Raw genomic sequence first — 11,170 nt, forward strand, 5'->3', positions numbered from 1 at the left:
ATCTCCAAAACTGGCGCGGCGCACGCTCCCGCCACCTGTGAGTCCGATGGATATGAATCGGATGTTGAAAAGCGGAACGACCAAGCCCCGTCGCTACGGAGATCCCGTGTCGACCCGGCTTTGAGCGGTTTGGTCCCGCTTGCCAAGCGCATATACCAGGACAGCACGCTCTACCACGGAACAAAGCGCGAGCACGTGCCATCGATTCGCAAAAATGGCTTCCAGAAGGATCGCAAAAGCGACGGAGCGACCGAGGGCGGCGGCGGCAATTTCATGATGAGATTCAGTCGTGGCGGGGTCACCGCATCGAGCGAGCACCACTACTTATCGAGCAGCCGCCAGATGGCGCAAGACTTCGCGATGTATGCCGACCCTGACCAGCCGGCGCTCGTGCGCACGATTGGCGTTGCAAACAACGTTCATCTGGAGCACGACCCCTATTCCGAGGGGCCGGCGTTCCGCACCAGGGACTCGATTCCCCCCGCGCACGTACTCGGTTCAAAGCACAGTCCCGCGGGCGCCAATGCAAATGTCTTTCGCGAAGAAATGCAGAAGGCCGGTCACGATGTATCGACAAAGCAGGCAGGGCAACTGCTGAGAGAAGTGCAATCCGATTCCGAGGACGACGCTTTCCCTTCTCACGACGAATTCATCATCCGCCATTTGGGGGGCTGAAGTCCGGCGACGCCCGCACGCGCGGAACAGATGAACCACCTCGACAGGCGTACAATGTTCCGCATCGGACGTTTCGCGATGAACATTCACGCACGAGGAGCCGCCATGGAAACGACGCACCGCATCCCCACGTACGACGACGCCGGCAAGCTGCTGCTGCGCCTGCTGCTCTCGATCCTGATCCTGTTCCACGGCATTTCCAAGCTCATCGGAGGCGTCGGTTTCATCGGCGGCATGCTGGCGAAGGCGGGCCTGCCGGCGGGGCTCGGGTATCTCGTGTATATCGGCGAGGTCGTCGCGCCCTTGTTGATCCTCGTCGGCCTGTACACGCGCGCCGCGGCGCTGATCGTCGTCGTCAACATGATCGTGGCGCTTCTGCTCGTGCATACCCACCAGTTCTTCACCGTGTCCGACACCGGCGGCTGGGCGCTCGAACTGCAGGGGATGTACCTCGGCAGCGCCGTCGTGCTTGCCCTGATCGGCGCCGGCCGCTACAGCATCGGCGGCGCGGGCGGCCGCTGGAATTGACCGGCTGAAGCGTCAGCCCCCGGGCGCCAGCGCCGCCACGTTCTCCATGCCGTGCGGCGGAGTGTCCGGATCCCAGCCGCCCCCGAGCGCCTTGTAGGCCGCCACCGCGGCGCGCGCCGCGTCCGCCTGCGCCTGGGCGCGGGCATCGGCCGTGCGCAACACCGTTTCGTCCGCATGCAGCACGTCGATCAGGCTCGCCGCGCCCCGCTGGTACGCAGCGAACGACGACGCGCGTGCGCGCGTGAGCGCATCTTCGCCGCGGACGAGGACGCCGGCTTGCTGCGACCGGTGGGCGAGTGTCGAGAACGCGTTTTCGACGTCCTCCGCCGCATGCAGCACGGCCAGCCGGTACGCGGCCAGTGATTCCGCTTCGCGGCCGCGCGCCTCGGCGATCTGGGCGTCGATGCGGCCGAAGTCGAACAAGCGCCAGCGCAGGCCCAGCACGGCCGCGTCCTGGTTCGCACCGGCGCTGAGCAGATGTCCCGCCGACAGCGTCGTTGCACTCCCGAGCAAGGCCCCGAGCGACACGTGCGGGTAGTATTCCGCCATCGCCGCACCGATGCGTGCGTGCGCCGCCGCCACACGCCGTTCCGCCGCGATGAGGTCGGGCCGGCGCCGCAGCAGGTCGGCGGGCGTCCCCGTCGCGCCAAGCGCCGGCACGGCCGGGATCGCGGCCGGTGCACGCAATTCATCTCGGCCCGTACCAGGTGGCCTGCCCAGCAGCACGTCCAGCGCGTTCAACGCCGCGTCCAGGCCTGCCTGCAGCGCGGGCACGGCGGCTTCGGCCTGCGCCAGTTCGCCTTCCGTCTGGCGCACCTGGGCGTCGGACGCCACACCCTTGCCGTACAACAGCTTGACCTTGGCCAGCAGGTCGCGGCGCGTCGTGACCTGCTGCTCCGCGATGGCGAGACGGGCCTGGAGGCCGCGGATGCCGATGTAGACGTCCGCCGTCTGGGCGGCGACGGCAAGCCGGACGGCGACGGCATCGGCTGCCGACGCCTGGTAGTCCGCCCGCGCCGCTTCGCGCCCGCGGCGCAGGCCGCCGAACAGGTCGATTTCCCAGCTCGCGCTCACGTTGGCCTCGTAGGCGTTGCCCCAGCGGTCGGCACCCGGTCCTGCGGCGACGAGCCTGCCGACCTGGGTCTCGGCCGACTGGTAGGCGCGCGTGGCCGAGCCCGTGACGGCCGCGGATGGCAGCAGTGCCGCGTCGGCCGCGCCGAGGCCGGCGCGGGCCTGGGCCACGCGGCCCGCGGCCTGCGCCAGGTCGAGGTTCTGTTCCAGCGCCAGCGCGACGTAGTGCGTCAGCTGCGGGTCGCCGAAGCCGTCCCACCACGCCGCCTGCACCGTTGCCGGGCCGTGCGGACCGGGCGCCTGCCCGAGGTAGTGGTCGGGCAGGGGCGCGTCCGGGCGCCGGTAGTCGGGGCCGACGGCACAGCCTGTTGCCAGCGCGGCAACGACGGCCGCCGCGAGCAGGCGGATGGGGAACATGGCGTATCCTTCAAAATATGGTGACGAGTGACCATAATACACATTGGTCACACTTTGTCAAATAACCGTTCCACGCGTTAAGCTATGGCCATGAACACTTCCATCCCATCCGCACCGCCGAGCCGGGGGCCGTCCGACCACGACGTCCGGACCCAGGTCGTCGACGCCGCCACCGAGTATTTTGCCCGCTACGGCTACGAAAAAACGACCGTGTCCGACCTGGCCAAGGCGATCGGTTTTTCCAAGGCCTATATCTACAAATTCTTCGATTCGAAACAGGCGATCGGCGAAGTCATCTGCGCCAATTGCCTGAACGGCATGAGGCAAGCCGTCGACGAGGCCATCGCGGACGCGACGAGTGCATCGGACCGCTTCCGCCGCATGTTCCGGGCATTTGTCGATGCCGGCACGCAGCTGTTCTTCGAAGACCGCAAGCTGTACGACATCGCTGCGGCTGCCGCCCGCGGGCCGTGGCCGTCCGCGCAGGCGTACGAGCGCTACATCGAGGACCTCGTCGTGCGAATCGTCCGTGAAGGGCGCGAATCCGGCGAGTTCGAACGCAAGACGCCGCTGGACGAGACGGCGGGCGCGATCTGCCTCGTCATGAAACCCTACGTCAATCCGCTGCTGCTGCAATATAACCTCGAGGGCGCCGCCGAGGCGACGTCCCTGCTCGCCAGCCTCGTCCTCCGCAGCCTCGCGCCGTGATATCGCGTTTGTGACCATTGACTTATTTGGTCACTGGTAGAAGAATGGGGGTTTTCCACCAAAGGAGCTCCCATGTCCATACGCTCACGGGGTACGCATGTGCTGCTTGCGTTACCGATTGTCCTGGCCGCGTGCGGCGACAAACCGCCCGCCGATCCGCGCACGGCCGCGCCCCTCGTCGAGACCGTACTCGTTCAGGGTGCCACGTCCACCGCGCCATCCTTCACCGGCGTCATCGGGGCGCGGGTCCAGAGCGAGCTGGGCTTCCGCGTGCCGGGCAAGGTCGTGCAGCGCCTGGTCGACGCCGGCCAGACCGTGCGTCGGGGCCAGCCCCTGATGCGCATCGATCCCGTCGACCTGGGCCTGCAGGCGCGGGCGGCGTCCGACGCCGTGACGGCGGCCCGCGCCCGCGCGCGCCAGGCGGGCGACGACGAAGCCCGCTACCGCGACCTCGTGGCAGACGGCGCCGTGTCGGCCTCCGCGTACGACCAGCTGAAGGCGGCGGCTGACGCGGCCAAGGCCCAGCTGAGCGCAGCGGAAGCGCAGTACGACGTCGCCCGCAACGCCGCAGGCTATGCGCTGCTCGTGGCGGATGCCGATGGCGTCGTCGTCGACACGTTGGCCGAGCCGGGCCAGGTCGTGGGCGCCGGCCAGACCGTCGTGCGGCTGGCCCATGCGGGCGCGCGCGAGGCGATCGTGCACCTGCCGGAAACGATGCGCCCCCGCATCGGCAGCGCAGCGCAGGCCACGTTGTATGGTGGACAGGGCGGTGGCCGCGCCCGGCTCAGGCAATTGGCGGACGCCGCCGACCGCGTCACGCGCACGTACGAGGCGAAATACGTTCTCGACGGGCCGCTCGCCGCGGCACCCCTCGGTGCGACGGTCACGTTGCGCCTGGAGGGCGATGGCGAGGCCGGCGCGCAGGCGTTGCGGGTGCCGGCCGCGGCCGTCCTCGATGGCGGCAAGGGCAGCGGCGTTTGGGCCGTGTCGGGGAATCCGGCCAAGGTGACGTGGCGCCGCGTCGACGTGGTCGGCATCGGCGACGACGTGGCGCGCGTGACGGGCGAGCTGAAGGCCGGCGACCGCGTCGTGGCGCTGGGCGCGCACCTGCTGCACGAAGGCGACAAGGTGCGCGTGGAGGGGGCGGCGCGGCAGGTGGCCGTCGCCGCAGCAGCAGGGGGCATGCGATGAGCCGCTTCAACCTGTCGGCACTGGCCGTGCGCGAACGGTCCGTCACGCTGTTTCTCATCCTGCTCGTGTCGGTCGCGGGCGTGCTGGCCTTCCTGAAGCTGGGCCGCGCGGAAGACCCGCCGTTCACTGTCAAGCAGCTGACGGTGATCACCGCTTGGCCCGGTGCCACCGCGCGCGAGATGCAGGACCAGGTGGCGGAGCCGATCGAAAAGCGCATGCAGGAATTGCGTTACTACGAACGCGCGGAAACCTATACGCGGCCCGGCCTCGCGTTCACGATGGTGACCTTGCTGGACAGCACGCCGCCATCCGAGGTGCCGGACCAGTTCTATCAAGCCCGCAAGAAGCTGCAGGACGTGCAGGGCACGTTGCCGGCCGGCGTTGCCGGCCCGATGGTGAACGACGAATTCGCCGACGTCACGTTCGCGCTGTACGCGTTGAAGGCCAGAGGCAAGCCCGCGCGCCTGCTCGCGCGCGACGCGGAAGCGCTGCGCCAGCGGCTGCTGCACGTGGCCGGCGTCAAGAAGGTCAATATCATCGGCGAGCAGGCGGAGCGCATCTTCGTGTCGTTCTCGCACGACCGTCTCGCCACCCTGGGCATCGCCCCGCAGGACATCTTCGCCGCGCTGAACGCGCACAACGTGCTGACGCCGGCCGGCTCGATCGACACGAAGGGCGCGCAGGTGTTCGTGCGGCTGGACGGCGCCTACGACAACCTGCAGGCGATCCGCGATACCCCGGTCGCGGCGCAGGGCCGCACGTTGAAGCTGGGCGACGTGGCGTCGGTGGAGCGCGGCTACGAGGACCCGGCGACTTTCCTCATCCGGAACAATGGCGAGCCCGCGCTGCTGCTGGGCGTCGTCATGCGCGACGGCTGGAACGGCCTCGACCTGGGCAAGGCGCTGGATGCCGAGGTCGCCGCCGTCAACCGGGACATCCCGCTGGGCATGAGCCTGACGAAGGTGACGGACCAGGCCGTGAACATCAGCGGCGCCGTCGACGAATTCATGGTCAAGTTCTTCGTCGCGTTGCTCGTCGTGATGGTCGTGTGCTTCGTGAGCATGGGCTGGCGCGTGGGCCTCGTCGTCGCGACGGCCGTCCCGCTGACGCTCGCCGCCGTGTTCGTCGTCATGGCGGCGACGGGCAAGAATTTCGATCGCATCACGCTCGGTTCGCTGATCCTCGCGCTCGGGTTGCTCGTCGACGATGCCATCATCGCCATCGAAATGATGGTGGTCAAAATGGAAGAGGGCTATGACCGGGTGCAGGCATCGGCGTATGCATGGAGCCACACGGCGGCGCCCATGCTGTCCGGCACGCTCGTCACCGCCATCGGCTTCATGCCGAATGGCTTCGCGAAGTCGACGGCCGGCGAGTACACGAGCAATATGTTCTGGATCGTCGGCATCGCGCTCGTCACGTCGTGGATCGTCGCCGTCGTCTTCACGCCTTATCTGGGCGTGAAGCTGCTGCCGGCGATCGCCAAGGTCGAAGGAGGTCATCATGCCATTTATGACACGCCGAACTACAACCGGTTCCGGCGCCTGCTGGGCACTGTGATCCGGCGCAAATGGCTGGTCGCGCTGGTCGTGGTCGGCGCCTTCGTGCTGGCCGGTGCCGGCATGGCCATCGTGAAGAAGCAGTTCTTCCCGACGTCGGATCGCCCCGAGGTGCTGGTCGAGGTCCAGATGCCGTACGGGACGGCGATCGGCCAGACGTCGGCCGCCGCCGCGCGGGTCGAGGCCTGGCTGGCGACGCAGAAGGAGGCGCGCACCGTGACGGCGTATGTCGGCCAGGGCGCGCCGCGCTTCTACCTCGCGATGGCCCCCGAGCTGCCCGACCCTTCATTCGCCAAGATCGTGATCCGGACGGGCGACGAGCGCGAACGGGAAGCGCTCAAGGAGCGCCTGCGCGCGGCCATCGCGGACGGGCTGGCGCCGCAGGCGCGCGTGCGCGTCACGCAACTCGTGTTCGGCCCGTACTCGCCGTATCCGGTGGCGTTCCGCCTGTCCGGACCGGACCCCGATACCTTGCGCACCGTCGCCGCCAAGGTCGAAGCCGTGATGCGCGCGAGTCCGCAGATGCGCACCGTGAACACGGACTGGGGCACGCGCGTGCCCACGTTGCACCTGACCCTGGACCAGGACCGCCTGCAGGCCGTCGGCCTGACATCGGCCGCCGTGGCGCAGCAGCTGCAATTCCTGCTGAGCGGCGTGCCCGTCACGGCCGTGCGCGAGGATATCCGGTCCGTCCAGGTCGTCGCGCGCGCGGCCGGCGACGTGCGTCTCGACCCGGCGCGCATCAACGCGTTCACGCTCGTCGGCGCGGCGGGCCAGCACGTGCCGCTGGCGCAAGTGGGCACCGTCGACGTCCGGCCGGAGGAACCGGTGCTGCGCCGGCGCGACCGCGTGCCGACGATCACGATCCGCGGCGACATCGCGGATGGCCTGCAGCCGCCGGACGTCTCCGTGGCCATGGAGCACGCGCTGCAGCCCATCGTTGCCGCGCTGCCGGCCGGCTACAAGCTGGAGACGGCGGGATCGATCGAGGAGGCCGGCAAGGCGAACGCGGCGCTGCTGCCGCTGTTCCCCATCATGCTCGCGTTCACGCTCCTGGTCATCATCTTCCAGGTGCGTTCGATCGCGTCGATGGTGATGGTGTTCGCGACCAGCCCGCTGGGGCTGATCGGCGTCGTGCCGACCTTGCTGCTGTTCCGCCAGCCGTTCGGCATCAATGCGCTCGTGGGTCTGGTGGCGTTGTCCGGCATCCTGATGCGCAATACGCTGATCCTGATCGGGCAGATCGATCACAACCGGGCGGATGGACTGGCGCCGTTCGACGCCGTCGTCGAGGCGACCGTGCAGCGGGCGCGGCCCGTGATCCTGACGGCGCTGGCCGCGATGCTGGCCTTCATCCCGCTGACGCATTCCGTGTTCTGGGGCACGCTCGCCTACACGTTGATCGGCGGGACGTTCGCCGGCACGATCATGACGCTCGTGTTCCTGCCGGCGATGTACGCGATCTGGTTCAAGATCGCGCCGGCGCCCGCGCGCACGCCGGCTCCTGTGGGGACGAATGCTATGGCTGCGCCGCCGGCGCCGGCACCACGTTGACCTGCCGGATCGCGCCGTCCGGGCCATACTCGAGCGGCGCGATCGCGATCGCGCGGCGCCATCCGCTGCCACCGGGCAGCAGGTTGTCGTGGTAGAACAGCCAGCTCTTGCCGCCGTGCTCGACGATGGCCTGGTGGTTCGTCGAGATGTTCAGGTAGTCGAGCACGACGCCGCCGTAGGTGAACGGCCCCATCGGCGACTTGCCCGTCGCGTACAGGATCTGGCCCGGCCAGCCCGACGAGAACGTGAAGTAGTACACACCGTTATGCTCGTGCATGAACGGCGCTTCACCGTATTTTTTCTTCGAGTCCGACGCCGGCAACCCCTCGATGCCGACGATGCGGATCGGGCCGTCGAGCGAGATCATGTCGCGCTTGAGCTTGACGACCTTGGGCACGCGCGTGCCGAAGTACATGTACGCCTGGCCGTCCTTGTCGATGAACACGGCCGGGTCGATCGGCTCGTCGCCCGCGTTGACGTCGCGCGCGCGGTCGACCAGGGCATCCTTGCGCGCGTCGACGAAGCCGCCGTCCGGCCGGTCCGACACGGCCACGCCGATCCGGTCGCCGCCGACGGGGGCGTAGAAATAGTATTTGCCGTTGCGGTAGGCCGCTTCCGGCGCCCATGCCTTCGCGTCCGGACGCGCCCACTTGAAGACGGTGACGGCCAGCGGGATGCCGGCGTCCTGCCACGTCTTCATGTCGCGCGACGTGTACAGGCGCCACGTGGTCGAGTCCCAGTACTTCCCGGAGTTCGACGCGTCGTCCGTCGCATACAGGTAGAACATGCCGCCGTCCTTGGTCTTGAAATAGTGCGGCGACGGGTCGGCGGCGAAGCGTTGCGAGATCGGCTGCGCGGCCTGCGGCGATTGCGCAAAAGCGGGTAGGGAGAGTGCGAACAGCAGGGCGGCGAGTCTTGTCATGATGGATTCCGGTAACGATATCCACCGATGCTAAACCCGCGCGCGCCGGGACAGTACCGCGTATCCGAATATTTCATAGCTGGATACGAATTTGATATCGATAACGGCCTGTCCCAAACATAAAGCCCGAACGGGCCGGGTGGCCGCGTTCGGGCTGTGTCTGTCCAGCCTGGCCGGCGCCAGGCCGGCCAGGCGCCGATCAGAACTGGTTCATCGTGTTGTGCTTGCCGCCGGCCTTCAGCGCCGCTTCGCCGCTGAAGTATTCCTTGTGGTCGTCGCCCAGGTCCGAACCGGACATGTTCTGGTGCTTGACGCAGGCGATGCCCTGGCGGATTTCCTTGCGCTGCACGCCGGCCACGTAGCCCAGCATGCCCTGGGTGCCGAAGTATTCCTTCGCCAGGTTGTCCGTCGACAGGGCGGCCGTGTGGTACGTCGGCAGCGTGATCAGGTGGTGGAAGATGCCCGCTTCGCGCGCCGCGTCGGCCTGGAACGTGCGGATGCGCTCGTCGGCGACCTTGGCCAGGATCGAATCGTCGTACTCGGCGCTCATCAGGTGGGCGCGGTCGTAGGCCGACACGTCTTCGCCGCGCGACTTCATCGCGTCGTACACCTGCTGGCGGAAGTTCAGGGTCCAGTTGAACGACGGGCTGTTGTTGTACACGAGCTTCGCGTTCGGGATGACCTTGCGGATTTCCTTCACCATGCCGCCGATCTGGCCGATGTGCGGTTTCTCGGTCTCGATCCACAGCAGGTCGGCGCCGTTCTGCAGCGACGTGATGCAGTCCAGCACGCAACGGGCTTCGCCGGTGCCTTCGCGGAACTGGAACAGGTTGCTCGGCAGGCGCTTCGGACGCAGCAGCTTGCCGCCGCGCTGGATGACGACGTCACCGTTCTTCAGTGCGGCCGCCTCGATTTCTTCCACGTCGAGGAAGCTGTTGTACTGGTCGCCCAGGTCGCCCGGTTCCTGCGTGACGGCGATCTGCTTGGTGAGGCCCGCGCCCAGCGAGTCGGTACGCGCGACGATCACGCCGTCGTCGACGCCCAGTTCGAGGAATGCGTAGCGCACGGCGCGGATCTTCGCGAGGAAGTCTTCGTGCGGCACGGTGACCTTGCCGTCCTGGTGGCCGCACTGCTTCTCGTCCGACACCTGGTTCTCGAGCTGGATGCAGCAGGCGCCCGCTTCGATCATCTGCTTGGCCAGCAGGTACGTTGCTTCCGCGTTGCCGAAGCCGGCGTCGATGTCGGCGATGATGGGCACGACGTGGGTAACGAAGTTGTCGATCTTGTCCTGGATCGCGGCCTTCGCGGCGCCTTCGGCGGCGTCCAGCTGGCGGAACAGGCCGCCCAGTTCACGGGCGTCGGCCTGGCGCAGGAACGTGTACAGCTCCTTGATCAGCGCGGGGACGGCGGTCTTTTCGTGCATCGACTGGTCCGGCAGCGGGCCGAATTCCGAGCGCAGCGCGGCGATCATCCAGCCCGACAGGTACAGGTAGCGGCGGTCGGTGTTGTTGAAATGCTTCTTGATCGAGATCAGCTTCTGCTGCCCGATGAAGCCGTGCCAGCAGCCCAGCGATTGCGTGTACTTCGAGGAATCGGCGTCGTAGTTCGCCATGTCGCGGCGCATGATGGCGGCCGTGTAGCGGGCGATGTCGAGGCCGGTCTTGAAGCGGTTCTGGGCGCGCATGCGGGCCGCGGATTCCGGATTGATGGCATCCCAGCCGCTGCCGTAGCGCTGCTTGAGGGAAGCGATGGCCTGGATATCGTTTTGGTAATCGGACATGTCGAACTCCATGAAAAGTGAATCGAAAGTGGTGAAGCGCATGGGTTCATCATAAGAGATCCGGACCACTTAAATCTTCTGTCTTATATAAGAGTTGCGAATTAAATTAACCGAGCATTTTCAATGAGTTATCTCTTTCATTCCGTAATGCGGCAAATAATTTTGCGGAATGGAATATTTATCCCGCCTGTTGAAAGGCTGAAATCCCACATCGTGGAACGCTATTCAGCCGAGTGAAAAATGGGGAGCCGACGCGGGCCGACAGGCATCGACGGAGGTGGGGAAAATGGTGCGCGCAGCGGCGGGATAAAAAAAAGCCCGCTGTTCGCGGGCTTGAATCTATTTTCTTGGAGGAAGATAGAGGAGACAGGAATCATGATGCTGCATCGCACAACAAAGGTCCAATGATTGTTCGTGATAGCGGTTATCGGCCAGGTGCATGACTGCCGGTTGACGCCAGCGGTGGAAGTCGCCCGTCCGCTCGGTCTGGTACAGCACGTCGACCACGTCCGCGCCGTTCGGATGGGCCATTCGATGCGGTCCCCTTCGGACACGCCCGGGATCGACCGTCGAGATGGTGATATCGGGACGCACGGTACCTCCTTCTAGTCGACGTTGAACAACAGCCAGCCGATGGGCAGGCAGAGCGCGAGCGCGAAACCGATCCGTTGCCGCAACTGCCGGCGGCGCGCGCGAGGAGGCCTGTCATGAATGCAGCGTGAGCCATTGCGTTGCCATGCACCGTTGATCGTCGGTCGATTGTAC

At 66.8% G+C, this 11,170-nt stretch carries 9 protein-coding genes; 5 read left to right on the top strand and 4 right to left on the bottom strand.

The genetic code is table 11. From position 1 onward, the window contains the following. Positions 1–120 precede the first annotated feature (120 nt). Both HAV22_RS30855 and HAV22_RS15895 read left to right on the top strand, forming a co-directional pair. Complete coding sequence (locus tag HAV22_RS30855; protein ID WP_208296221.1) at positions 121–675, top strand: hypothetical protein; 555 nt, start codon at positions 121–123, stop codon at positions 673–675. Between the two features lie 105 nt (positions 676–780). After that, a complete protein-coding gene (locus HAV22_RS15895) occupies positions 781–1,203 on the top strand; it encodes a DoxX family protein (RefSeq protein WP_166860200.1) in 423 nt (140 codons plus the stop codon). Between the two features lie 12 nt (positions 1,204–1,215). Here the strand turns inward: HAV22_RS15895 and HAV22_RS15900 are convergent, their stop codons facing one another. Continuing rightward, a complete protein-coding gene (locus HAV22_RS15900; RefSeq protein WP_166860202.1) occupies positions 1,216–2,691 on the bottom strand; it encodes an efflux transporter outer membrane subunit in 1,476 nt (491 codons plus the stop codon). A 90-nt stretch (positions 2,692–2,781) separates the two neighbouring features. Here HAV22_RS15900 and HAV22_RS15905 point away from each other — a divergent pair, with 90 nt between their 5' ends. The 3 genes from HAV22_RS15905 (at position 2,782) to HAV22_RS15915 (ending at position 7,703) form a co-directional block, all read left to right on the top strand. Beyond that, positions 2,782–3,399 (top strand): TetR/AcrR family transcriptional regulator, encoded by a 618-nt coding sequence (locus HAV22_RS15905; protein ID WP_208296222.1) that lies wholly within the window; start codon positions 2,782–2,784, stop codon positions 3,397–3,399. Positions 3,400–3,471: 72 nt separating this feature from the next. Then, the gene (locus HAV22_RS15910) at positions 3,472–4,590 is read left to right on the top strand and encodes an efflux RND transporter periplasmic adaptor subunit (RefSeq protein WP_166860205.1); all 1,119 of its coding nucleotides are present in this window, start codon (positions 3,472–3,474) and stop codon (positions 4,588–4,590) included. Next, complete coding sequence (locus HAV22_RS15915; RefSeq protein ID WP_166860208.1) at positions 4,587–7,703, top strand: efflux RND transporter permease subunit; 3,117 nt, start codon at positions 4,587–4,589, stop codon at positions 7,701–7,703. The genes HAV22_RS15910 and HAV22_RS15915 overlap by 4 nt, the downstream gene beginning before the upstream one ends. Here HAV22_RS15915 and HAV22_RS15920 read toward each other — a convergent pair. The 3 genes from HAV22_RS15920 to HAV22_RS15930 all read right to left on the bottom strand — a co-directional run bounded on the left by HAV22_RS15920 (position 7,669) and on the right by HAV22_RS15930 (position 10,999). Continuing rightward, entirely contained in the window at positions 7,669–8,625 is a 957-nt protein-coding gene (locus HAV22_RS15920; protein ID WP_166860210.1) for a family 43 glycosylhydrolase, read from the bottom strand. The two genes, HAV22_RS15915 and HAV22_RS15920, sit on opposite strands and share 35 nt — an antisense overlap. A gap of 199 nt (positions 8,626–8,824) precedes the next feature. Continuing rightward, a complete protein-coding gene (locus tag HAV22_RS15925) occupies positions 8,825–10,405 on the bottom strand; it encodes an isocitrate lyase (RefSeq protein ID WP_166860212.1) in 1,581 nt (526 codons plus the stop codon). Positions 10,406–10,744: 339 nt separating this feature from the next. Next, positions 10,745–10,999 carry a hypothetical protein gene (locus HAV22_RS15930; protein WP_166860214.1) on the bottom strand — a complete coding sequence of 85 codons (255 nt, stop codon included), beginning with the start codon at positions 10,997–10,999 and terminating at the stop codon, positions 10,745–10,747. Positions 11,000–11,170: the final 171 nt, after the last annotated feature.

This window comes from Telluria antibiotica (assembly GCF_011682055.1).
Classification (GTDB): Bacteria; Pseudomonadota; Gammaproteobacteria; order Burkholderiales; family Burkholderiaceae_D; genus Telluria; species Telluria antibiotica.

Bases quoted from the DNA above. Each gene is read 5' to 3' on its own strand.
- HAV22_RS15895 (WP_166860200.1), top strand. From the start codon at position 781: ATGGAAACGACGCACCGCATCCCCACGTACGACGACGCCGGCAAGCTG.
- HAV22_RS15900 (WP_166860202.1), bottom strand. From the start codon at position 2,691: ATGTTCCCCATCCGCCTGCTCGCGGCGGCCGTCGTTGCCGCGCTGGCA.
- HAV22_RS15905 (WP_208296222.1), top strand. From the start codon at position 2,782: ATGAACACTTCCATCCCATCCGCACCGCCGAGCCGGGGGCCGTCCGAC.
- HAV22_RS15910 (WP_166860205.1), top strand. From the start codon at position 3,472: ATGTCCATACGCTCACGGGGTACGCATGTGCTGCTTGCGTTACCGATT.
- HAV22_RS15915 (WP_166860208.1), top strand. From the start codon at position 4,587: ATGAGCCGCTTCAACCTGTCGGCACTGGCCGTGCGCGAACGGTCCGTC.
- HAV22_RS15920 (WP_166860210.1), bottom strand. From the start codon at position 8,625: ATGACAAGACTCGCCGCCCTGCTGTTCGCACTCTCCCTACCCGCTTTT.
- HAV22_RS15925 (WP_166860212.1), bottom strand. From the start codon at position 10,405: ATGTCCGATTACCAAAACGATATCCAGGCCATCGCTTCCCTCAAGCAG.